Origin of the sequence: Paenarthrobacter sp. NEAU-H11 (assembly GCF_050573415.1) — a bacterium.
Classification (GTDB): domain Bacteria; phylum Actinomycetota; class Actinomycetes; order Actinomycetales; family Micrococcaceae; genus Arthrobacter.
In genome coordinates this window covers 1-22,735 of record NZ_JBNZGA010000022.1, presented here as the reverse complement: position 1 = coordinate 22,735, position 22,735 = coordinate 1, and the positions used below count along the sequence as shown (strand labels likewise).

Below are 22,735 nucleotides of genomic sequence, written 5' to 3'. Positions count from 1 at the left end.
CATGACCACTTTCACCGAGCACCCCGCGACCGCCCTCGAGCCGGAGGTGGACACCGTGACCTTCGAGGTCCTCTCCTCGGCGCTGACCTCCATCGCCGAGGAAATGGGCGTCGTCCTCAAGCGCTCCAGCTACAGTCCGATCATCCGCGACATGGACGACTTCTCCTGCGCCCTGTTCACTGCCGACGGCGATCTGGTCGCCCAGGCCGACTACATCCCCGCACAGCTTGGCGCCATGTCACTGGTGGTCAAGGCCATCATCGAGCGCTGGGACGGACGCATCAGCGACGGCGACGCGTTCATCTGCAACCACCCGTTTCTGGGCGCCATGCACCTTCCGGATATCAACGTGGTGACCCCGATCTACGTCGACGGGACCCTGTCGGGGTGGAGCGGCACCGCCGCCCACCACATCGACGTCGGCGGCGTTAACCCGGGCAGCGAGGGCCCCGAACTGGAGGACATCTTCGCCGAGGGCCTGATCCTGCCGCCGGTGCGGCTGTCCATCGCCGGGGTCGAGAACCCCGACGTCATCTCGATCATCACCGACAACATCCGGGACCCGCTGAGCACCGTCAGCGACCTGCGCGCCCAGCGCGCCGCCTGTGTGCTGGGCTACCAGCGCCTGAACGAACTGGCCGGGCAATACGGCCTGGACGTGGTCGGCTCCGTGATGCGCCGCAACCTCGACGTGGTCGAGCTCGCGGTTCGCAACGCCCTGCTGGATCTGCCCGACGGCGAGGGCGAGGCCGAGGGCTTCCTCGACGACGACGGGCTGGACGGCCCGCCCACCCGCATCCACGCGAAGGTCCGCAAGACCGGCGACACCCTGTACATCGACCTGTCCGGCTCCAGCGCCCAGGTCCGCGGCGCGATGAACGTCCCCTGGGCCAGCGCCCGCGCGGGCATCGTCTATGCGGTGCGCGCCGTGGTCGCCCCCGACCTGGGGTCCAACGACGGGTTGTTGCGCGCCGTGGACATCAACGCCCCGCTGGGCTCGGTCCTCAACCCGATGGCCCCGGCCGCCGTGTCGATCCGCCACAACACCTGCCAGCGCTTTGCCGACACGCTGATCCGCGCGCTGACCGACATGTGGCCCGAGGCCGCCGGGGGCAGCAGCACCGTCAGCTTCTTCTGCATGAACGTGGGAAGCACCTCTCCCGTCACCGGCCGCCCGACCGTCATGGCCGACGTGGTGGGCGGAGGCACCGGAGCCACCTGCGAGGGCGACGGACTCGACGGGGTGGACACCTACATGTCGAACGTGGGGGTCATGCCGGCCGAGGTCGTGGAAACGAACTACCGCATCCGGATCCTGCGCAACGAGTTTGTCCCCGGATCCCAGGGAACCGGCCGGTTCAACGGCGGCCTGGGGCTGCGCCGCGAATACGAAATCCTTGAACACCCGCAGCGGGCCACCTTTTACGCGGAACAAACCAAGGCGGGATTTGCGCCGGCCGGTGCCGCCGGCGGGGGCTCCGGCCAGCCCACCAGAATCACGCTCATCTCCCCGGACGGCACCGAAACCATGGTGAAAACCAAGACCTCCACCACGCTGCATCCCGGCACCATCGTGCGCGTCGAGACCGCCGGCGGCGGCGGCTTCGGGCCGGACGCGGAGCGCAGCGAGGCGGCGCGCGAGTCGGACGAGCGCAACGGATTGTTGAGCTTCCCATGACCGCCAGGACCACGACCAGCCACGCGGTTGACGCCTCACTGGCCGGCGCCGTCAACTCCGCGGTGTGGTTCGACGGATTCGAACGCAAACCCGCCGACGTCCTCGTCGGCGCCCACGAGTGCGACCTTCTCATCGTCGGGGCCGGCTTCGGCGGACTCTGGGCCGCGCTGCGCGCCCGCGCCCGCCACCCCGAATGGTCGATCACCGTCGTGGACGCGCAGGAAATCGGCAGGGCAGCCTCCGGCCGCAACGGAGGATTCGTTTCCTACAGCGTGACCCACGGCCTAGCCAACGCCCTGGCCCGCTGGCCCAAGGAAGCCGGCCAGCTCGAACGCCTGGGCTTGGAGAACCTGCAGGGATTCGCCGACGACCTCCGGGCGTCCGGCATCGACGGCGGCTTCCGCAAGGCCGGCAAGCTCCAGGTTGCCACGGCCCCGCACCAACTGGAGGAACTGGCCGCGTCGGTTGCCAAAGCCAACGAATACGGCCGGCCGCTGGAATTGCTGGATGCGGAGCAGACCCGCGCCCGCATCGATTCGCCGACCTTCATCGGCGGGGTCCTAGACCCGGTGGGTACGTGCCTGGTGGTACCCTACAAGCTGGCCATGGAAATGCGCGACGCACTGGCGCGGCAGGGCGTGGCATTCTTCGAGCACACCCCGGCCCAGAAACTGGAGGCCGACCGGGCCGGAATGCGCGTGCGCACCCCGGCCGGGAGCATCGCAGCGGGCAAGGTCGTGCTTGCCACCAGCGCGTTCCCCGCGTTGCTATGCCGCAACCGGCTGACCACGGTGCCGGTCTATGACTACGCCCTGGCCACACAGCCGCTGACCGACGAGCAATTCGAGTCGATTGGCTGGCGTTCACGTGAGGGACTGACCGACTCCGCGAACCAGTTCCACTATTCGCGGGTGACCGCGGACGGGAGAATCCTCTGGGGCGGCTACGACGCGATCTACCACTACGGCCGGCGCATATCCCCCGAGCTGGAGAACCGCCCCGAGACCTTCCGGAAACTCGCGGAGCAGTTCTTCGAGACCTTCCCGCAGCTCGATGTGTCATTCAGCCACGCCTGGGGCGGAGTCATCGACGCCTCGACCCGGTTCAGCGCGGAGTACGGGACCGCCTTCGGGAAGCGCGTCGCCTATGTCCTCGGGCATACGGGGCTGGGCGTGGGGGCGAGCCGTTTTGCCGCCGACACCATGTTGGACCTGCTCGATGGCCGACACACGGAGCGCACCTCGCTTGAAATGGTGAAGCGCCGGGCGGTCCCCTTCCCGCCCGAACCCGTGTGCGCGGCGGGGATCAACCTCACCCGGTACGAGCTTGCCCGCTCCGACAGGAACGAGGGGCGCCGCGGACTCTGGCTCAAGACCATGGACGCGCTGGGGCTGGGATTTGATTCCTGACTCCTCTGCGTTCCGGCCCGCCGGACGCCCCGTCGAATAGGATTTTGCCGGTGCGGGAACCCCGTACCGGCAAAATCCCCGGGCGCCGCCGCCGGCTCAGGACAGGACGTCGTTGCTGGCGAACCTGCCCCAGGCCAGCGCCCCGAAGACCAGGACGTAGCCGCCCCGCAGCAATGCGTTGCCACCGAGCAACTTCCAGAGGGGATCGGTTCGCGCAACAGGTCCGCGAAACCCAGCCAGTAGTGCGGGAAAAGCCACGGGTGGAGCGATGCCAGTTGCGGCAGCTGGTCGAGGATCTGCGCGGTCGCGGTGAGCTCGACGAGGAAGTGGCCAGTCGACCGCGCCATACTGCCCGCCGGCGGCAACCGCTCATGGTGTATAGTGCGCCAACCGATGGCCCCAAACCCCTGGCCTCCAATCGTCCAGACGCCGTCTGGACAATTGAGCTGGAGCCACAACGTCGCACTGTTGAACAAGCTGGATGACCATGAACTGCGTCGATGGTACGCATCAAGGGGCGTCAGTGGTCCCCCGGCCCGATTCGACCCTGTCTACGGTTCGGGACGTGACCCTTGCGGCAGCGGTGCGCGGGGCGGCAGAGGTCAGATCAGGCATCCGTCGATGATCCGATGATCCGATGGTGCGGAGCCAGCTGATGGCCGTTTCTTCGTCCGTGAAGTATTTGGCGGGGCACCTGGGCGGGCCCGGTCGAAGAAGTCTATGGGCGATGACGCGGTCAGCAGGTGTTTTGCCCAGGACGGCAAATGCTGTGAGGGTGGCTGCCTGACCGAAAACGCTGATCACGTCCGGGCTGAAAGAGCCGACACCGGTGATCTGCAGAAGCGCTCCTCCGGGTTTTCCGCCGGTGAGCGCCAGCAGTTCTGCACAGGTGCGGACGCAGTCCTCCCTTGTGGTCCGGGCGTTGGTCGGCAGGATGATCCGGCTTATTCCCACACTCACGCGGGCCACGGAAAAGCCTGAGTGGCTCTCGATCGAGGGGCCCGGAAGCGGCCCGCCAGTCTCGGTGAGATGTTGAATTGTCATTGGGCCCCCATGTTGTGGCAACAACCGCCGCATCGGAGCCGGCTGGTTGTCCACGGGCGGGATCTTGAGGGGAGCGTTGCCGGTCATGATTGCTCCTTGTCGCTATTCCAATTCAGCTCCGAAAATGCCCTGGGTATCCGGAACGTTGTTCTCGAGCTTGCTGCTACTGGCCGAGTAGGTTATCCAGTGCCGGGAGGCGCAGCGGGCAACCTTAATCGCCGGTTAGTGGGTGGCCTGTGGCCATGCGGGCGTAGTCCAGAATCAGCTCGTTCGCTGTTTGGGTGTCGATGGTGGGGTGTTTGGCGATTATGCGGTAACCATAGGCGTCCTCAAGGGCCACAAGATTCCGCGCGATTGAAACTGACTTTGAGGAGAGCGTGAATATGCCCCGCGCTGCCCCCTGTTCCAGCACGGTGACATACATGCTGACCTGTCGTTCATAGAGGCTTGTCAGCAACGTGGCGTTGACGCTGTTTCTGCCCGCGGAGCCGCCCAGGGTGCAGAGAAGGGCAACTTCAACATCGTCACTGCCTGACGGAAGCCCTGAGCGGATAAGAGAATTTATGCGAAGGACCGGGTCATCAGGTAATGCTGACAGCATTCGCACCCGCTGCTCATAAAATCGCTCCATGGCGACACTGCCGGCTTCCATGATCAAGTCACTGATGTCCGGATAGTAGTAGAGAACAGCACCGCTGGTGAGTCCTGCTTCCTCGGCTATGAGGTTAAGACGGGCACCTTCCAGTCCGTATTTGGTGACGACGCTTTGGGCGCCCTTGATAAGGCTGTCACGACGAACCAGTTGGTTCTTGACCCGCACCATATCGACTCCTTGTTGATCGGTTGCCAATGTATTGCACTAGATAGGCTACGAGCGAGGCGCACACCCAACGGGGAGAACCTTCCCGAGCGGGCAACCCTCGCCGTTGTTGCGAGCAACGAAAAACGCGTTGGTGCGCTGACTCCTGCGGCCATGAGGCAGAGCACGGCCGGACCTAGTCCTTGTACCGGAAGACGGTGTCCTGCCATGGCTTGTGAGCGTTCAGGTCTTGACCAAGTATGACGTGCTTGAGGTTCGTATATTCCTCAAGGGAATAGGTTGACATCTCCTTACCGAAGCCCGAGGCTTTGTAACCGCCGTGGGGCATCTCGGAAACAATCGGGATGTGGTCGTTGATCCAAACGCAGCCAGCTTGGATTTCCTGTGATGCCCGCAATGACCGCCCCAAGTCTTTTGTCCAGGCGGAGGCGGCCAGCCCGTAAGTAGTGTCATTGGCAAGGGCAAGGCCCTCATCGTCACGATCAAAGGGCAACGCGGTGAGCACTGGCCCGAAGATCTCTTCCTGCACGATCTCCGATCTTTGGTCGGCACTGATTACCAGGGTGGGTTTGTAGTACGCGCCAGCGGTCAGTTCTTTTCCCGGGGCGTAGCCGCCGGCGAGAACCTGTGCGCCTTCCCGGCGGGCACGTTCGACAAAATCAGCTACTTTGTCTCTGTGAGTGTGGCTGATCAGAGATCCTAGATCGGTGTCTGGGTCAAGGGGATTTCCGATGATCACTTGTTCCATGAGCTCGGCTACCCGGGCGGTGAAGGCGTCGAACAGCGGTGTCTGAACATAGGCACGAGTGGCGGCGGTGCAGTCTTGTCCGCCGTTGATAATAGCGGCAGCCACTGCGCCGTGGGCAGCCGCTTCCACATCGGCGTCATCAAAGACCAGGAACGGCGCCTTTCCTCCGAGCTCAAGATGCACGCGTTTGGCCGTCCGGGAAGCCAGTTCCATGATCCGCCTGCCCACGGCTGTGGATCCGGTAAAAGAAGCCATTGCTACGTCCGGGTGGGTCACCAGGTGTTCGCCGACGTCCCTGCCGGTACCAGTGACAATATTGATTACCCCATCTGGGATTCCCGCCGCGGCCGCTGCCTCGGCGAACACCAGAGTGGAGCCCGGGGTGAGTTCGGAAGGCTTGAGCACAATCGTATTGCCCGCCGCGATGGCTGGCAGGATTTTCCAGCCGGCCATCTGTAAGGGGTAGTTCCACGGCGTGATGGAAGCGATGACCCCGATCGGTTCCCGTCGGATCACAGATGTACCGCCCGCCCCATACTCGCCGGCGGCCAGACCCGTCAGCTGACGGGCCGCGCCCGCGAAGAAGTATGCGTTGTCTACAGTTCCGGGCACGTCAAATTCAGTTGACATGCGGATGGACTTGCCCGTTTGGGCGGTTTCGATGGCGGCCAGCTGCCCAGCACGGCGGTCCAGTTCGGTTGCGAGCTTGCGGATTGCTTCCGAACGTTCCCCGGGGGTGGCCTGGGACCATGGACCGAAAGCCTGTTTTGCCGCGCTAATGGCTTTATCGACGTCCTTAGCTGCCGCGTATCGGATGGTCTCGGCGTGCTCGCCGGTAGCGGGGTTGATCCGCTTGACCTCTTCGCCGTCGCCTTCCCGGTAATGGCCGTTAATGAACTGGTGCATGGGCGCTCCCGCAATCAGGTGGTTCGGTGGGTGTGAACAGGTGGCTACTGGCTCAGGCCGAGTCGGTGCAGCTACCGCAATTGTTGGTTCAGGTAGACCTTGCGAAGTGTCTCGTGCACTGTCCAAGTAGTGCGTGTTCCCTTGCTCAGCCGCATCAGCGAGCCTGGGGCGAGCTTCGCTAGGCTCGCCCCGCCATCATGGTGGAGCTCCACAGTGGCGCTGCCAGAGATCACGACGAAGATTTCCTCCACCTCGACGTCGTGCACTGCTCCTGCCGACATTTCCCATACTCCAACCATCAGGTTCTCGAATGCTCCAAGCCTGAGCAGGCTCGTCGTCGGAGCACCGTCGGCGATTTGGCTCACCGGTACCGGAGTTGGTTCCAGTTCCAGCTTGCGCACGTCCAAGGGGTGGCCTGGCTTCAGGCGTCCGTCATTTCTGTGGGTGAGGGAGGGTTCAGTATTTGCGGCCATTATGAGTCGAACCCGAGGCCCAGGGCGTCCAGGGTTTTCAGCCAGAGCCCACGTTTGCCCTCGTTTCGGTCCGCTCGGGCAAGTTCGTAGCGGGTGATGTTGATGCCTGCGGCGCGGACCGGTTCCGGAGGGAAAGGCAGGGCTGGCTTCCGGACCATCCGCAAGGCGGTGCGTTCGGTGGATTCGCTGCCGAGCAAGTCAAGCATAGTGTCGGCGGCGAAGCGGCTGGCACCGACGCCCAGCCCGGTGTGCCCGATGGCGTAGGCGATTTTTTTGTTGTACGCGGTGCCGTAGCTGGCGCAGAACCGGGTTGACGTGTCGATTACCCCGCCCCATGCGTGGCTGAAATGCACATCCAGCTGGGGGAAAGTCGTGAAAAATTGTTCCGCCAGCAGCCGGAACGTCTCGGGCCGGCGTTCCAACTCGGGAGAGACGCGGCTGCCGTAGTGGTAGATGGCGTCGTAGCCACCCCAAAGGATCCGTCCATCCGCTGTTACCTGGGAGTAGTGAAACTGGTTGGCCGTATCCGTCAATCCCTCCCGGCCGGACCAGCCGATGGCTTCGAACTGATCTGGTGTCAGCGGCTCGGTTGCCAGCGCGTAATCGTATACCGGGACGGCGGCAAGCCGGTTTCGCCGAAGCAGGGCGGGGGAAGCTCCGGTCGCCAGGATCACCTTGCCCGCGCTCACGCTGCCGTAGGGGGTCTTCACCTCGACCCGGGCCCCGCCGTCGGTCAGGGATTCGGCGGGAGTATGTTCATAGAACACCACGCCTTCTCGTTCCAGATACTCCCGCATGCCAGTGACGAGCAGGTAGGGGTCCACAAGGTAGGTGCCAACCGGGTCAAAGACACCTCCAATGAAAGTCGGTGAATTGATCCGGGCACGGGTTTGCTCCGCGGAAAGCAGCTGCAGCGGACGGCCGAACCGACCGGCTGGTTCCACAGTTTCCCGCAATTCCGCCAGCTCGTGGGGCTGCACGGCTACCTGGAGCTTGCCGGCGGTACTAAGGCCGCAGTCTATTCCCGCTTCATCCAGCTCTGCCTTGAACCCACGAAGGTTTTCCAGCCCGATCTGTTCGAGGGCTTCCACTTCGTCAGGCCAGCGGGACAAGGCGTTCGACAGTCCGTGGGTGACGCTGTAGGAGACAAACCCACCGTTGCGCCCTGACGCTGAGTGACCGACGGCGTCGGCATCCACTACGGTGATGGACCAGTCAGGGTGCCGTTTCTTGGCGCGCATGGCAGCCCATAACCCTCCGAAGCCGGCGCCGACCACCAGCAGATCGCAGGTATGCGCTCCGGTCAGTTTTTCTCCTTGGACCTCCGGCCTGCCTTCAAACCAGACTGCGGCGTATTGTGCGTGGGACAGAGAGTGTTCTGCGCGGCGGTCGCGGGTTACAGTGGCGGTCATGCCTGCACCCGCCGTCCGGACATAGGCAGCACCTTGGCCGTGCACCGGAAGGGGATGGTGTCTTTGATGATCACTGTTGATCCTTTACTGTGCTTGTTGCTCAAAGGGGTTTAGGTCACGGAGGCAACGGCGTGGTCGTCCAGGAGCACACCGTCGCGATCGGACCAGTAGAGGACTGCTTCGTCGCCGGGCCGCAGACGGTTGCTTTCGATCAAGGGCGTACGCACGATGCCGGTGGAGCCGTCGGGCAGGCATAGTTCGTACTTGTGCCCGGATCCGAGGTAGATATTTTGAACCACCTTCACTGGCACCTTTACCGCGCCTGTGGGGGCGTCCTCTGCCGTGGGTGCGACGCGCAGCTGTTCGGGCCGCAGGACCAACGCGCCCGTTCCGGGGACCTTTCCGGTCTTGGGGCCACGGAGCGTGGCGCCATGGAAATTCATGGACCAGTCCGTGCCCGCCGCGTTAACAGGGGCACGAAATACGGTGGACTCGCCCATGAAGGTGGCCACGAACAGGCTGGCCGGTCGCTCGTAAAGGTCGGCGCTCGTGCCCACCTGTTCGATCCTTCCATTGTTGAAAATGGCGATGCGGTCGCTGAGGATCAGCGCCTCTTCCTGGTCATGGGTGACAAACACGAAGGTTCTGCCCACTTCCTGGTGGATGCGCTTGATTTCCAGCTGTAGTTTTTCGCGCAGGTTCTTGTCCAGGGCACCCAGGGGTTCGTCCATGAGCAGGGCACGGGGATTGAATACCATCGCGCGGGCAAACGCCACGCGCTGCTGCTGGCCACCGGAAAGCTCCCGGGGATAGCGGTCGGCATACCCGGAAAGCCCTACGGTGCGGAGCACGTCCGTGATCAGCGTCTTCTGTTCGGCCTTGGGCGTCTTGCGCTGCTGCAGAGGGAAGGCGATGTTTTCTGCCACGGTCATGTGTGGGAACAGGGCATAGTGCTGAAAGACCACACCGAGCCCTCGCTTGTGGGCGGGCACGTTGTCGACCCGCTGGTCATCGATGGTGATCGAACCGCTGGTCAGGTCGTCAAAACCGGCAATGAGGTTAAGTGTGGTGGTCTTGCCGCTGCCAGAGGGGCCGAGAAGTGTGATGAACTCGCCGGGCTCGATCGTGAGTGTGACATCGTCGACCGCTACCACCGATTTCTTGTAGCGCTTCGTGACGTTTTGAATATCGATCCGGGTGCCGGCCCCGGAGAACTCATTGGGCATTTTTCCTCCTGTGGATAGTGAGCAGCCCGGCGGCGAGAACGACCGTCGTCAGGAGCATGATCATGGTTGCCGCTGCCGCGATCGTCGGGTCGGTGTCCCGGGTAACGGACGAATACATCTTTACGGGCAGGGTCTCCAGGTAAGGGCTCTTGATGAAAATGGAAAGGACCACTTCGTCGAAGGAGGTCACGAAGGCGAAGAGAGCCCCAGAGACCACTCCGGGAAGGATGGACGGCAGCGTGACCTTCAGAAAAGTGGTCCAGCGGTCCGCCCCCAGGCTGGCTGCTGCCGTGGCGAGTCGCTTATCGAACCCGGTGAGCGCGGCCGTAACCGAAACCACCACGAACGGCACAGCAAGAACGGTGTGGGCCAGCACGAAGCCGCCGTAAGTTCCCAACAGGTGCAGCCGTAGGAAGATCGCATAGACACCGATTGCCAGGATGATCGAAGGCACCACGATCGGAGCAAGAAGCAGCGCATGCATCGGTTTCGCCGCCCGCTGCCCGGCCAACTTCTGCAGTCCAACGGATGCGGCCGTGCCGGTCAGCGTGGCGACGACAGCAACGATGACGCCGATCAGCACCGAATTGCCAAAGGCTGCCATCCAGGCTGAATCCTGAAAGAAGTTTCCGTACCAACGCAGGGACCACCCTGAGGGAGGAAAGTTCAGTGACGCCTTGTCGGTGAAGCTCAGCGGAATGACCACGAGTGTCGGAGCGACCAGCACAAACGCGACCAAGCCGGCGTACACCCATAGCAGCGTTCGGGTGGGAACGGAATGTTTCACAACAACCCTCCTTCGTCTCCGGCGGCCCGTTTGCTCCTGCGGAGCAGCAGAGCCAGGAGCCCGAGCAGCACCAGGGTCGCTGCAAGCAGGATGACCCCCAGAACGCTGCCGCGCCCCCACTGGAGCTGGCCGTTGACTTGTAGGTAAATGGACTGGGAGATAAGCATTTCCCTCGGTGAGCCCAGCAACGCCGGGGTGATATAAAAGCCCAACGCCTGGATGAAGACGAGGAGGGAGCCGGACACAAGTCCCGGCATGGCCAGCGGCATGAAGACTCGGGTGAACGATATGACGGGCCGCGCCCCCAGGCTGCTGGAGGCCTGGAGCAGTCGCAGGTCCACATTTTTCATGGACGCGTACAGCGGCAGCACCATGAATGGCAGCAGCACCTGAACCATGCCGATCAGCACGCCGGTGTTGTTCCGGATGAGCTGGAACGGGCCTAAGCCCATAAATGCCAGCAGACTGTTAACCACGCCGTTGTCCTGCAGCAGGATGATCCAAGCGAAGCTGCGGATCATGAGCGACGTCCAGAACGGAATCAGCACGATGACCACAAGCGCAGCGCGGAGCTTGGGGCCGGAAATTACCATGAAGTACGCGTAGGGGTAAGCCAGCACCAGGCATATGCCCGTTGACATCAGAGCCACCCAGAGGGTCCGTCCGAGCACTGCCCAGTTTCCGGCGTCTGAGGCGAACCATTGGTAATTCTGCAGTCCAGGGGTCGGCTCCGCGATGCTGCGCCACATCGCCTCGGCCAGCGGATAAGCGAAGACCCCGGCCATTAGGGCCAGCGCAGGCAGTAGCAACAGTAAAGGGCTGAGCCCCCGGGTGTTCCTGCCCCGTGAGGGCGGCCCGTCCTCGGGCCTCACGACCGACCCTGGCGGCCTGACGCTGTTCTGGACTGCGTTGGTCATTTCGAGATCCAGGCCGTCACGCGTTCGAGTGTCGATGCGTAATTCTCGCCCCACCACGCGAAGTTGGAGACCAAAACCTTGGACGCGATTGCGGGCTCAGTAATCAGGAACTTCTTACCGTTCTCATTCACCGCTGGTTTCGCGTCTGTATTTACCGGTGAATAGGAGGTCTTTTCAGTCAATTTCTCCTGCTGAGCGGCACCGAGGTAGTAGTTGATCAGTGCCATGGACGCCTTAGGATCCTTTGCGTTGGTAGGTACGCCGAGGACGTCCATAATGACCACGCCGGTGTCCCAGGCCGGTTCGAACGGCGCACCGTTTTCTTCGGCGGCGAAGGCGCGGCCGGACCAGACGACGGCCATGTCCACTTCTTTGGATTCGAGCATCTGCTGCGACTGAGCCCCCGTAGTCCAAAAGACGAGGCTGTCCTTGATGGTGTCCAGCTTCTTCAGCGCACGGTCGATATCGAGCGGATACAGGTCTTTAGGCGCCACGCCGTCTGCAATCAGTGCGCCCTCAAGGATGCCGGCACCCACATCGTTGCCCTGCACAGCGCGCTTGCCGGGGTACTTCTTGACATCAAAGAAGTCAGCCCAACTTGTGGGCCCCTGAGTGAACTTGTCCTTGTTGTAAACCATCACGCTCGCGTACTGCATCGCCGGAACGTAGCAATCACTGGCCAAACCCGCCGGGACCTTGGACTTATCGATAATGGTGTAGTCCAGCTTCTGGAGTTGCTTGCCGCACTGCCCAGCTGCCCAGGTGGAGTCGGTGTCCACGACATCCCAGGTGACGTTGTTCGATTCGACCTGGGCCTGAATCTTCGCGTACTCGGTAGGGCCGTCGGAAAGCACCCGGGCGCCGGACTCCTCACCAAAGGGTGTGACCGCAGCGGCCATTTGTGCGTCCTGATACACGCCTCCGTAGGACGCGAATGTCAGTGTGCTGCCTTTCAGGGCGCCGCTCTTGACCGTTCCTGCCTTAGCGGGTTCGCTGCCGAGGTCAACACCTGCGGGAGCACCCCCGCTCCCGCTGCAGGCCGAAACCAGAAGTACAGACACTGCCGCAGCGACCAACCCCAGAACGGGCCTGCCCTGCACATTCTTACTAATGAACACGCCATTCTCCTTCATATGAATCCTGTGATGGACCGACGCCGGTCAGGCCCGTGAGTAGTGACTGCTGTGCCCGTCCTAGGAGCCACGCTCGTGCTGGGACGTCCAGCGGCGCGTGAAGATCGCCCTCTTCGAAGTGAAGGGTACGGGCGATTTTTGCATACCAATGTAAAGATTGAAGAGGGCTTATGCCCTTGTGCTGTATGTCACTAACCACTATCTTTGAAGCTGGATTCAAAGTCAATAGTCTTTCCCGGAGTTACGTTTCGGGCACGTAAAATCTCAAATCTGCCGGTAACGTCTGTGCCGGGCAGTGCAGCTCCGCTGCCTTCGACCCTTGGTTTAACGCTGATGCCCTGCAAGTCTTGGGGCGTCCGACCTCCTGGAAAGCACGAGCAGAGTCATGAAAGCAGAGGCCTAGCGTGCACGCTGATTGGATTTTTCATTCCGGCAGGATTTTCGACGGGCTGCGGCTCCTTCCGCACGCGACAGCGGTGGCCGTCACTGGGGGGCGAATCAGCGCCGTGGGCACCGACGTTGAAGTTAAGGCTGCCGCCGGCAGAGCGACGGAAACCATCGATCTGGCTGGGAGGCTTCTCTCCCCCGGTTTCACGGATGCGCATGTCCACGCCGTCTACGGGGGGCTGGAGAGAATCGGCTGCGATCTATCTCCGTGCCAGGGCATGTCAGAGGTGCTGGCACGCGTTCGTGACTATGCCGGGTCCTCCGAGAAGGAATGGGTGACCGGGGGCGGTTGGACCATGACGGACTTTCCCGGGGGCACCCCCGGGAGGGAATTGCTCGATGCCATTCTTCCGGACAGGCCGGCATATCTGGTGAACCGCGACCGCCACGGGGCGTGGGTAAATTCCCGGGCCTTGGAGCTGGCCGGTGTGAACGCGGCCACCCCGGATCCGTCGGACGGGCGGATCGAGCGCGACGGCGCCGGGAACCCCACGGGCACCCTGCATGAGGGCGCCATGGAGATGGTCGCCCGGCATATTCCTCCTCCATCGATCGAGGAGCTGACGGATGGGCTGCTGGAGGCCCAACGTCACCTGCACGCCCATGGCGTCACCGGATGGCAGGAAGCAATCATTGGTGACTACGCCGGGTATCCGGACGTCAGCGGGGCCTACCTGCGGCTGCAGGGGGAAGGACTGCTCAGCGGCCGCGCGACCGGCGCACTCTGGGTGCCCAGAAGCACCACCGTGGATAATATCGCCGAGTTGGTGACGGACTTTACCGAACGTCGCCACGTGAACACCGCCGGAGGATTTCCAACGACCAGTGCAAAAATCATGGTGGACGGCGTGCCGGAGAACCAGACGGCCGCCATGCTCCAGCCATATGAAAACCCCTGCACCTGCGGCGGCCCGGTGGGATCCACAGGACTGACGTACCTGCCGGAGGAAGTACTGCGTGAAGCGTCAGCAGCCCTGGACAGGGCAGGCTTTGACCTTCACATGCATGTTATCGGCGACAGGGCCGTTCGCAGCGGCTTGAACGCCGTTGCTCATACCCGCCGGCTCAATGGCCGCGGAGTGGGCCGACACCACATGGCTCACATCCAGATCATTCACCCAGCGGACATCGCCCGGTTTGCTGAGCTGGATGTCACAGCTAACGCACAGGCTCTCTGGGCCTCGAACAGCGCCCAAATGACTGACCTGACGATCCCGCTGCTGGGCGCCGAACGCGCCGGCTGGCAGTACCCGTTTGGGTCCCTGGTGTCCTCCGGAGCGCGCTTGGCGATGGGCTCAGACTGGCCAGTTTCAACTCCTGATCCGTGGCAGGCTATTCACGTGGCTGTGAATCGCACAGAGCCTCGACACCCGGACCAGGCCCCGCTCGTCCCCGATCAGGCTCTGGATCTGACAACGGCGTTGATGGCCTACACGCACAGGTCAGCATGGCTTAACCGGCAGGAAACCGCGGGCAGGATCAAGACCGGTTACCTTGCTGACCTCGTGATGCTCGACCGGAATCCCTTCGAGCAGGGCCAGCAGGATTTGTACGATGTCAGGACACAACTGACGGTGGTCGATGGCAAAGTGGCTTACCACGCCTAACACCCTGCAGGGCGCCGGACGAGAGCGGACCATCCGGGCGCCCGCGGGCTCCCCCAAACAACCGAATCAGAACTTTCGTGCTCGCCCGGCCGGCCCGGCGGAATCGCCGAACTCCTGGCGTCGGGTGATTGGAACGCCGCGGGCATGTCTCGGCGACGGCGGCTCAAGCGGTTGCCGATAAGAACCCGAGCCGGATAAACGCAGTGGCGCAGCAAGTAAGCACTCACTAACGTGAATTGCCGCCAGACATCAGCCTGGCGGCAATTCGTCGTCTTCCGTGAGGGCAGATCTTAGATAGTGGTAGCCGTCAATGCCTCATCGTAGATTCGCAGTGCGTGGGCCACTTCTTCGGCGGTGACGACCGCTGGCGGAACCACATGGATGCGGTTATCAGCGATAAACGGCAGCAGTCCCCGTCCGAACAGTTCGGCCTTGATCCGGCCCATGTACTCGGCTGTAACAGGCGTGCGGGTTTCGCGGTCCTGCACGAGTTCGAGCGCCCAGAAGACGCCGCGGCCCCGGACTTCTCCAATGACCTGATGCTTCTCGGCCAGCGCCAGCAGTCCGGGGTCCAGGTGGTCACGGCCCATTCGGGCAGCATTCCCGACGATGTCCTCTTCCTCGAAGGCTTCGATGGAGGCGACGATGGAGGCTGCCGCAATCGGGTGCCCTGAATAAGTCAACCCGCCGGGGAAGACACGCTCGTCGAACGTCGCTGCGATCTCGCCGGAAATGACGACCCCGCCCACCGGGATGTAGCCGGAGTTAACGCCCTTGGCAAAGGTGATCAGATCGGGCGTCACGTTGAAGGCGTCAAAGGCGAACCAGTCTCCGGTGCGGCCGAAACCCGCCATGACCTCGTCGAGGATCATGACAATCCCATACTCGTCGCAAAGTTCCCTGACCCCTTCGAGGTAACCAGGTGTGGGGACCAGGATCCCTGCGGTGCCGGGGACGGTTTCCAGCAGGACTGCGGCTACGGACTGGGATCCTTCAGCTTCGATTACTCGCCGCAGGTGGTGCAGTGCGCGCTCGGTTTCCTGCTCCGGGCTCTGGGACCAGAATTCGGAGCGGTACAGGTACGGCCCGAACACGTGCACGTGACCGCGGGAGTACTCGTTCGGGATGCGCCGCCAGTCCCCTGTAGCTGCAATAGCGGCGCCGGTGTTGCCGTGGTAGGAGCGGTAGCGGGAGATGACTTTGTCGCGTCCGGTGTGCAGGCGGGCCATGCGGATGGCGTTCTCGTTGGCGTCGGCCCCGCCGTTGGTGAAGAACACTCTGTCCATGTTCGAAGGCGCATGCGACAGGATTTTTGCGGCGGCAGTGGCGCGGACATGGTTTGCGGCGGCCGGGGCCACCGTGGCCAGACTGGTTGCCTGGCGGGCGATGGCAGCAATAACCTTCGGGTGCTGGTGCCCGATGTTGGTGTTCACCAACTGGCTTGAGAAGTCCAGATAGCTGTTGCCGTCGTGGTCCCACACGGTGCTGCCCGAGCCCCCGGCGATCGCCAGCGGGTTGAGGGCCTTCTGCGCAGACCAGGAATGAAAGACGTTCGCCCGGTCCAAGGCAACGACCTCCGCGTTGCTGAGGGCTGCGGTGGTAACTGCGACGTCCAGGATTGCCGGGCTGGCGACCATGACGGTTCCTCTCGATGGGATGGCTTAGGAAGTTCCTTCCATCATCCCGTTGCAGGCGTCGACGTGCCGTGTACATTTGTACAATGGGCGCAATCTTGTTCGACGTTTTCACATTCTGGGGTCCCTAATGCCACCTAGCCTGAATGTCCTCCTCCGCAGCCGGTCACTGAAGCTTCGGCTGGTCGTGCCCGATCTTGGTGGGCCGCAGCTTGAAGACACAGTCACATGGGTGCACAGTTCGGACCTCGAAGATCCCACTCCCTTCCTGGACGCGGGCCAGCTGCTGCTCACCGATGGAACCCAGTTCCCCGTGGAGGCCGGGACTGGGACGACGGCGGCGGGATCACTTACCGGGCGCGAGTCACCGCAAGTGCCAAACAGCCAAGGGTATGAGGGGTATGTGCGCCGACTGGTGGACCACGGCATCGTCGGCTTGGGCTTCGCGACGCAGGTCATCCACGGAACCCTGCCAAAGGGACTTGAAGAAGCCTGCCGGAGTCAGGGTTTGCCGTTGCTCGAAGTTCCGGACCGGACCCCCTTCATCGCGATCATTCGCATGGTGGCGGATCACCTCGCGAAGGAAGAGCACGCCCGGGCGGAGTGGTCCCTGCAAGCGCAACGGGCCATTTCGCGCGCAGCACTTCGCCCCGACGGCCTTACCTCAATTCTGGGTGAGCTCGAGCGGCAGCTGCACAGCTGGGTCGCTCTCTACGACGCAGCAGGAAACTATGTCCGCATGCCCCGGAACCGGCCGGTTCCATCCACCATCGCGGACGAAGTAGCCCTCCGGGTCCGGACCGCGCTGGACCTCGGCACCCGCTCGGCCTCGCATCAGGACATCCACGGCGAATCCGTGACGCTGCAGACGCTTGGCCGCAAGGGCAGCCTTCGCGGGGCCCTGGTACTGGGTGCCATCGAGCCTCTTGATCCGGCCCGCGCCGACATCGTCAACAGCGTGATCGGCTTAGCCAGCCTGGCACTGGAACAGGCGCGGACCCTCGACACAGCCCGGCGGCACCTTCGCGCCGGCGTGTTCGAGCAGCTGTTGGCTGGCAGCACCGACGTCGCCATCAGTACAGCGCGGCAGGTTTGGGGCCAGCTCCCCCGCGCACCACTGCTGGTCACCGCCTCACGTCAGGACAGCCCTGCCCCGAACCTGCTGGAAGCCCTGGAACTCCTGGCCGATGACCACCGCGGTGCCGTGTTCTACGCCATGAGGGGTGAGCTGCTGATAGTCCTGACGGGGCGGGCGCATCAGGACAAGGTCCTCGAACTGCTCCGGCGGCACGGCGCGGTCTGCGGGGTGTCGACTGAGGTGGATATGGACGGCCTGCCCGGTGCTCTTGAAGAGGCTACGAGGGCAATGCGCCGCGCCGCAGAGCTCAACCGGCCCGTGGTCAATTTCTCCGAACTGTCGGACGGTGGCATGCTTGGCCTGCTGCGGGAGGAAGAGGCAGGACCCGTTGCCCGCGGGCTACTGCAGCCCCTGATTGCCCACGACACGGCTCAGCAAACAGAACTCCTGGAAACGGTCCTCCAATGGTTTGCCAACGATTGTGTGTGGGACACGACGGCCCGGCACCTTGGAGTCCACCGGCACACCCTCCGCAACAGGATCGACTCCGCCGGGCGGATCCTCGGGCTGAACCTGGATGGTATGCGCGACCGTCTGGAATTGTACGCGGCGGTTCAATTCCTGGATAACGCCTAAAGAACAGGAGGACCTCCGGCAAGTGCCGGAGGTCCTCCTTGTCAGGGATGAGTGCAAGCCCCTGACATCCTTGTAGTGCTAATACGACTAGTTCTGGGGGAAGCCAAGGTTGATGCCGCCGTGGCTCGGGTCGAGCCAACGAGAGGTGATCGCTTTTTCGCGGGTGAAGAACTGGAAGCCCTGGAGTCCATAGGCCTTGGAGCTGCCGAAGATGGAGTCCTTGAAACCGCCGAAGGAGTAGTAGGCCACGGGAACGGGGATGGGTACGTTGATGCCCACCATGCCCACCTCAACCTCGTTCTGGAAACGGCGCGCGGCGCCGCCGTCGTTGGTAAAGATGGCGGTGCCGTTGCCGTAGGCGCTGGAGTTGATCAGGTCCAGGCCCTCTTCGTAACTGCGGACGCGGACCACGGACAGGACCGGGCCGAAAATCTCGTCAGTGTAGGCGCGCGAGCTGACAGGCACCTCATCGATCAGGGTCGGACCGAGCCAGAAGCCGTTTTCGTCACCGTCGACGTTGATGCCCCGGCCGTCCACCACCACTTTGGCGCCGTCCTCGGTGGCTATATCGATGTAGGAGGCAACCTTGTCGCGGTGCTGCTCCGTGACCAGCGGGCCCATGTCGCAGTTGCGGCGACCGTCACCGATCTTCAGGGTGGCCATGCGGGAGGTGATCTTCTCGATGAGCTCATCGGCGACGGGTTCGACGGCGACGACGACGCTGATCGCCATGCAGCGTTCTCCGGCGGAACCAAAGCCAGCATTGATGGCGGCGTCGGCGGTCAGCTCCAGGTCGGCGTCGGGCAGGACCAGCATATGGTTCTTGGCGCCACCCAAAGCCTGAACCCGCTTGCCGTTCCGGGCGGCGGTCTCGTAAATGTACTGGGCGATGGGCGTGGAACCAACGAAGGAAATGGCCTTTACGTCGGGGTGCTCCAGAAGTCCGTCGACGGCTTCTTTGTCACCGTGGAGAACGTTGAAGACGCCGCCGGGCAGGCCGGCCTCAGTGAAAAGCTCCGCGAGCCAGTTCGCAGCGGTCGGGTCCTTTTCGCTGGGCTTGAGCACGACGGTGTTGCCTGCGGCGATGGCGATCGGGAGGAACCACAGCGGCACCATCGCGGGGAAGTTGAACGGGCTGATGATGCCGACGACGCCGAGCGGGGATTTGGTGGAGTACACGTCCACGCCGCTGGAGACGTTTTCGGAGTGCTCGCCCTTGATCAGGTGCGGGAATCCGGTGGCGAGTTCAACAACTTCCTGGCCGCGGGTAATCTCGCCCAGCGCGTCGGAAAGCACCTTGCCGTGCTCGGCCGTGATGATCTGGGCGAGTTCGCCCTTACGCTCGTTCAGCAGCTCACGGAAGCGGAAAATGATCTGTTGACGCTTGGTGATGGAGAGATCACGCCAAGCCGGGAAGGACTTTTGCGCCGAGGAAATGGCGGTTTCAATGTCACTGGCGTTGGCCAGTGCCACACGCTTGGTTTCGATGCCGCGTGCTGGATCGAAAACGGGGGCGGTACGGTCGCCGGAGGAGAGCGCTTCGGCTCCGCCGATCCAATGGGACAGTACGGGAAGTTCCTGATTCGTTGACACGATTTCTCTCACTTTCAGAGTGACGGGTGGTGGGTGCCGGCAGGGGCTTGTCACCAACGGTATTGGGAAACACCTGCCCGCAAAGGAGTACATTTGGCGGCCCGACCACTGCAACCACGACATATGTATAGGCCCGTAGATGTGGCGGGCGCCAATACGGTTGGCAATACAGCAGCCCCCGCCACAGGAGTACCTATGAAACGTCGCCGTGCCAACATCGCCCCCTCTCCTCTGGAGTTCACCGCCGTCCGCACGGGCGAGCACTGCCCCGCGAGCGGATGGTGGTACCCCACCCAGCGGCAGGTGGCCGAGGCGATTTCGGTAGTCACGTCCCCAGCCAGGTTCATCAGCGAGGGAACAGTCATGCCAGCCCCCGGCGGAAGGGCTACCCTTTGGCTGCCCGGCCGCGGGCGTCCATCGGCGGGTAAATTTGAGGACTTGGCGCATTAAACCGTTTACATGCGCGCGAAGCCGCTAGGTCCAGACGTTTCCATGTGCAACGCAGTTCCCTTCGGGCTCCCGTCGGCCTGAACTACACCCCAACCTGACGTCAGAGCCGCCTGGACAGGGAGAACTCCCTATCGGTGGCGTCCTGCTCGTGTTCTCTGACACCTGCCAACCCCCGCAAGAGCCGATATCGATAACCCCAGCCCCAACCGATTCTCCATTAGGCCCAGATTCTCCGGACTATTCGAGGATTCTCGGGCTGCCGCACCGCGGTTCGGTCCCCTCCGACTGTCATGGTGGAATCTGAGAACATCCTGCGCCACTGTCAGAAAAACGGAATTACGCCCGATTCTGACGCCAACTCGGATCATCGCATCGAATTCCGAGTGCCAGATGAGGACGGCAGCCCGTGCGAACCGCAAGTTGTCCCCCGGTGCTAGCCACGCCCCTTCCAACGCTGCTCCACGACGACCTCCGAGAAACGTTGGCAGATGCGGCGCGCAGCGGACTCTCCTACGGTTTCTGCTCCTCGGACATCGGCCGATAGCTACTTGACCGAATCCCCCATTATCGGCTTTCCGGAGCAGAAGAGTTGCGAGAACCGTCCATGACGAGACTCGGCGCTTCTTCCGGTGCCATGGGGGCGACCGTGTCTGTAGTCAGATTTGTTCAGGTGCGCGGAGGAGATGATCGCTGATTTTTGTGAGTTCGCTTCTGTGTTGGATGATTTCCCGCGCATGGGTGGCCAGCCGCCTGTCTTCAGCGGTGCGCTCTTGAATCGAATTGGGTAGCTGCCCGTCTTCGGTGGTGAAGATCATCATGCACCGCGTGGCGAGAGAGAGTTTGTCCGGGTGCTGGGTGGGTGCCGAGCGTACGAGGATGCTGATGTGGATGTCCTGGTTGGTGACAAGTATGGCCCGGGCGTCCACCTCGACCAGGTTTCCGGTTCGGATTGGGTCGTGGAAGTGGATGCCTCCTGAATATCGGGCACGGACGTTTTGGGGACCGAGCAGTACGGCGCAGGTGGTGGCTGCTTCGTGGATCCAGCGCATGACGGTGCCCCCGTGGGCGTTTCCTGCCCAGTTGGCCGTGTTGGCGCCGGCTACGAACCGGAGGGTGCTCCGGGGCGTGGTGCCTTGTTCCGAGTAGCATTCCGCCAGCATCGCGTTCTTGATCTTTGTACGCACCGGAATCCGTTCAAGAGCGATTATCTGTCGCGCTGCATCTTCGGGGCTTCGCGGTTTCCAAGGCCTGACGCGACGCGGTTTTCCTTGGCCATCTACTGCGACGAGAACCAGAATGCAGTGCATGGCCCGGTTGAATTCCCTGTCCTGGAGGGACCGGGAGGGTGTTTCATTGAGTGTGTAAGGGTCCGGTCTCTAACTAGGGTTTGACCTGCGGTTTCACCCCTGAAAGGACGGGCCCTCTTGGCCGAAATCAGTATGACCACCAACCCCCTTGAAGGCGTCTTGAGCGCCGACCAGATCGACGCCCTCGTCACGGCAGCGGAGGACCTCGGAGAGGGCCGCAACGGTGTTGAAGAGCTCCTCTCCCGGATGACCCGCGCGGTCCTGGAACGGGCCTTGGAAACGGAGATGAGCGACCACCTCGGCTACGAGTCCGGGGACCCCGCAGGGCAGGGCACGGGCAATTCCCGCAACGGCAAGACCACCAAGAGCGTTCAGACCCTCCAGGGGCCGGTGCAGGTCACCGTGCCACGGGACCGGAACAGCTCCTTCGAACCGGTCATCGTGCCCAAGCGGGCCCGCCGGCTGGGCAAGGTCGAAGACATGATCCTGTCCCTTTACGCCCGCGGAATGAGCACCCGGGATATCGGCTCCCACCTCGATGAAATCTACGGGACCAAGGTCTCCGCGGCGACAATTTCGAGGGTGACCGACGTGATTGCCGATGAGCTCGCCCAGTGGCAGAACCGGCCGCTGGAGTCCGTGTATCCGATCGTCTACATCGACGCGATCTGGCTGAAAATCAGGGACGGCGGCGTGGTGGTGAACAAGGCCTGCCACGTGGCCGTGGGCGTGGACGTAGAGGGCCGCAAGCAGGTCCTGGGCCTGTGGCTGGGCACCAGCGAAGGGGCGAAGTTCTGGGCCAACGTGCTCACCGAGATCCGTAACCGCGGAGCCGCCGACATCCTGATCCTGTGCTGCGACGGGCTCACCGGGCTGCCGGCAGCGGTGAACAGCATCTACCCCCAAACCGTCGTGCAGACCTGCGTCGTGCACCTGCTGCGCTCGGCCATGAAATACGCCTCCTACGGTGCACGCAAAGCCATGGCCCGGGACATGCGCCCGATCTACACCGCACCGACCGTGCAGGCGGCCGAGCTGGCCATGGAGGCCTTCGCGGAGACCTGGCAGAGCACAGCTCCCGGGGCGGTGCTGGCCTGGCGGAACGCTTGGGAAGACTTCACCCCGTTCCTGGCTTTCACCCCCGAGATCCGCAAAGTCATCTACACCACGAACCAGATCGAATCGATCAACTACCAACTGCGGAAGATCACCAAAACCAGGGGCTCATTTCCCTCCGACGAGGCCGCGATCAAGCTGGTCTACCTCGGGATCAGAAACATCGAGACCACCCGCGGCGGCGAGCTCGGAACCGGCACCCAAGGCTGGCACCAGGCACTGAACGCTTTCGCCGTTCAATTCCCCAACCGGCTTCCGATCTGACCACCCGGCAGACCGGATAACCGACCGGTCCCTTACACAGAAAACTTGAC

General features: G+C 62.9%; 17 protein-coding genes and 1 pseudogene. 5 read left to right on the top strand and 13 right to left on the bottom strand.

Annotated elements, in window-relative coordinates:
* Position 1: 1 nt before the first annotated feature.
* Together ACQ3DC_RS19690 and ACQ3DC_RS19685 are read left to right on the top strand one after the other, a co-directional pair.
* Positions 2–1,678: a hydantoinase B/oxoprolinase family protein gene (locus ACQ3DC_RS19690; RefSeq protein ID WP_430753008.1), complete on the top strand. Its 1,677-nt coding sequence runs from the start codon at positions 2–4 to the stop codon at positions 1,676–1,678.
* Positions 1,675–3,087, top strand: a complete 1,413-nt coding sequence (locus ACQ3DC_RS19685) for an NAD(P)/FAD-dependent oxidoreductase (RefSeq protein WP_430753007.1) — start codon at positions 1,675–1,677, stop codon at positions 3,085–3,087. The genes ACQ3DC_RS19690 and ACQ3DC_RS19685 overlap by 4 nt, the downstream gene beginning before the upstream one ends.
* A 96-nt stretch (positions 3,088–3,183) precedes the next feature.
* Here the strand turns inward: ACQ3DC_RS19685 and ACQ3DC_RS19680 are convergent.
* The 10 genes and pseudogenes from ACQ3DC_RS19680 to ACQ3DC_RS19635 all read right to left on the bottom strand — a co-directional run.
* Positions 3,184–3,446 (bottom strand): annotated as a pseudogene (locus ACQ3DC_RS19680) (ABC transporter permease); the annotation flags it as partial.
* Positions 3,447–3,597: 151 nt separating this feature from the next.
* Positions 3,598–4,131, bottom strand: a complete 534-nt coding sequence (locus ACQ3DC_RS19675; RefSeq protein WP_430753006.1) for a hypothetical protein — start codon at positions 4,129–4,131, stop codon at positions 3,598–3,600.
* Between the two features lie 211 nt (positions 4,132–4,342).
* A complete protein-coding gene (locus ACQ3DC_RS19670) occupies positions 4,343–4,954 on the bottom strand; it encodes a TetR/AcrR family transcriptional regulator (protein WP_430753005.1) in 612 nt (203 codons plus the stop codon).
* 172 nt (positions 4,955–5,126) lie between these two features.
* On the bottom strand, positions 5,127–6,605 hold the full coding sequence (locus ACQ3DC_RS19665) for a gamma-aminobutyraldehyde dehydrogenase (RefSeq protein WP_430753004.1): 1,479 nt from the start codon (positions 6,603–6,605) through the stop codon (positions 5,127–5,129).
* Positions 6,606–6,676: 71 nt separating this feature from the next.
* The gene (locus ACQ3DC_RS19660) at positions 6,677–7,078 is read right to left on the bottom strand and encodes a cupin domain-containing protein (RefSeq protein ID WP_430753003.1); all 402 of its coding nucleotides are present in this window, start codon (positions 7,076–7,078) and stop codon (positions 6,677–6,679) included.
* Entirely contained in the window at positions 7,078–8,490 is a 1,413-nt protein-coding gene (locus tag ACQ3DC_RS19655) for an NAD(P)/FAD-dependent oxidoreductase (protein ID WP_430753002.1), read from the bottom strand. The genes ACQ3DC_RS19660 and ACQ3DC_RS19655 overlap by 1 nt, the downstream gene beginning before the upstream one ends.
* A gap of 110 nt (positions 8,491–8,600) precedes the next feature.
* Positions 8,601–9,716 (bottom strand): ABC transporter ATP-binding protein, encoded by a 1,116-nt coding sequence (locus tag ACQ3DC_RS19650; protein ID WP_430753001.1) that lies wholly within the window; start codon positions 9,714–9,716, stop codon positions 8,601–8,603.
* Complete coding sequence (locus ACQ3DC_RS19645) at positions 9,706–10,503, bottom strand: ABC transporter permease (protein ID WP_430753000.1); 798 nt, start codon at positions 10,501–10,503, stop codon at positions 9,706–9,708. The genes ACQ3DC_RS19650 and ACQ3DC_RS19645 overlap by 11 nt, the downstream gene beginning before the upstream one ends.
* Complete coding sequence (locus ACQ3DC_RS19640) at positions 10,500–11,288, bottom strand: ABC transporter permease (protein ID WP_430752999.1); 789 nt, start codon at positions 11,286–11,288, stop codon at positions 10,500–10,502. The genes ACQ3DC_RS19645 and ACQ3DC_RS19640 overlap by 4 nt, the downstream gene beginning before the upstream one ends.
* 128 nt (positions 11,289–11,416) lie before the next feature.
* Positions 11,417–12,553, bottom strand: a complete 1,137-nt coding sequence (locus ACQ3DC_RS19635) for an ABC transporter substrate-binding protein (RefSeq protein WP_430752998.1) — start codon at positions 12,551–12,553, stop codon at positions 11,417–11,419.
* A 506-nt stretch (positions 12,554–13,059) separates the two neighbouring features.
* On the opposite strand from ACQ3DC_RS19635, the gene ACQ3DC_RS19630 reads away from it, so the two are divergent.
* A complete protein-coding gene (locus tag ACQ3DC_RS19630) occupies positions 13,060–14,607 on the top strand; it encodes an amidohydrolase (RefSeq protein WP_430752997.1) in 1,548 nt (515 codons plus the stop codon).
* A 290-nt stretch (positions 14,608–14,897) separates the two neighbouring features.
* On the opposite strand, the gene ACQ3DC_RS19625 is transcribed toward ACQ3DC_RS19630, so the two are convergent.
* A complete protein-coding gene (locus tag ACQ3DC_RS19625; protein WP_430752996.1) occupies positions 14,898–16,244 on the bottom strand; it encodes an aspartate aminotransferase family protein in 1,347 nt (448 codons plus the stop codon).
* Positions 16,245–16,473: 229 nt separating this feature from the next.
* On the opposite strand from ACQ3DC_RS19625, the gene ACQ3DC_RS19620 reads away from it, so the two are divergent.
* Positions 16,474–17,955, top strand: coding sequence for a helix-turn-helix domain-containing protein (locus tag ACQ3DC_RS19620; protein ID WP_430752995.1), 1,482 nt, complete (start codon positions 16,474–16,476; stop codon positions 17,953–17,955).
* Between the two features lie 87 nt (positions 17,956–18,042).
* Here the strand turns inward: ACQ3DC_RS19620 and ACQ3DC_RS19615 are convergent, their stop codons facing one another.
* A complete protein-coding gene (locus ACQ3DC_RS19615) occupies positions 18,043–19,551 on the bottom strand; it encodes a CoA-acylating methylmalonate-semialdehyde dehydrogenase (RefSeq protein WP_430753033.1) in 1,509 nt (502 codons plus the stop codon).
* A gap of 1,103 nt (positions 19,552–20,654) precedes the next feature.
* A complete protein-coding gene (locus ACQ3DC_RS19610; protein WP_430752994.1) occupies positions 20,655–21,182 on the bottom strand; it encodes a hotdog domain-containing protein in 528 nt (175 codons plus the stop codon).
* A 255-nt stretch (positions 21,183–21,437) separates the two neighbouring features.
* Between ACQ3DC_RS19610 and ACQ3DC_RS19605 the strand changes: the two genes are divergently transcribed.
* On the top strand, positions 21,438–22,685 hold the full coding sequence (locus tag ACQ3DC_RS19605; RefSeq protein ID WP_430752900.1) for an IS256 family transposase: 1,248 nt from the start codon (positions 21,438–21,440) through the stop codon (positions 22,683–22,685).
* Positions 22,686–22,735: the final 50 nt, after the last annotated feature.

Bases quoted from the DNA above. Each gene is read 5' to 3' on its own strand.
- ACQ3DC_RS19690 (WP_430753008.1), top strand. From the start codon at position 2: ATGACCACTTTCACCGAGCACCCCGCGACCGCCCTCGAGCCGGAGGTG.
- ACQ3DC_RS19665 (WP_430753004.1), bottom strand. From the start codon at position 6,605: ATGCACCAGTTCATTAACGGCCATTACCGGGAAGGCGACGGCGAAGAG.
- ACQ3DC_RS19685 (WP_430753007.1), top strand. From the start codon at position 1,675: ATGACCGCCAGGACCACGACCAGCCACGCGGTTGACGCCTCACTGGCC.
- ACQ3DC_RS19675 (WP_430753006.1), bottom strand. From the start codon at position 4,131: ATGACAATTCAACATCTCACCGAGACTGGCGGGCCGCTTCCGGGCCCC.
- ACQ3DC_RS19640 (WP_430752999.1), bottom strand. From the start codon at position 11,288: ATGGCCGGGGTCTTCGCTTATCCGCTGGCCGAGGCGATGTGGCGCAGC.
- ACQ3DC_RS19670 (WP_430753005.1), bottom strand. From the start codon at position 4,954: ATGGTGCGGGTCAAGAACCAACTGGTTCGTCGTGACAGCCTTATCAAG.
- ACQ3DC_RS19655 (WP_430753002.1), bottom strand. From the start codon at position 8,490: ATGACCGCCACTGTAACCCGCGACCGCCGCGCAGAACACTCTCTGTCC.
- ACQ3DC_RS19660 (WP_430753003.1), bottom strand. From the start codon at position 7,078: ATGGCCGCAAATACTGAACCCTCCCTCACCCACAGAAATGACGGACGC.
- ACQ3DC_RS19650 (WP_430753001.1), bottom strand. From the start codon at position 9,716: ATGCCCAATGAGTTCTCCGGGGCCGGCACCCGGATCGATATTCAAAAC.
- ACQ3DC_RS19625 (WP_430752996.1), bottom strand. From the start codon at position 16,244: ATGGTCGCCAGCCCGGCAATCCTGGACGTCGCAGTTACCACCGCAGCC.
- ACQ3DC_RS19605 (WP_430752900.1), top strand. From the start codon at position 21,438: ATGACCACCAACCCCCTTGAAGGCGTCTTGAGCGCCGACCAGATCGAC.
- ACQ3DC_RS19635 (WP_430752998.1), bottom strand. From the start codon at position 12,553: ATGAAGGAGAATGGCGTGTTCATTAGTAAGAATGTGCAGGGCAGGCCC.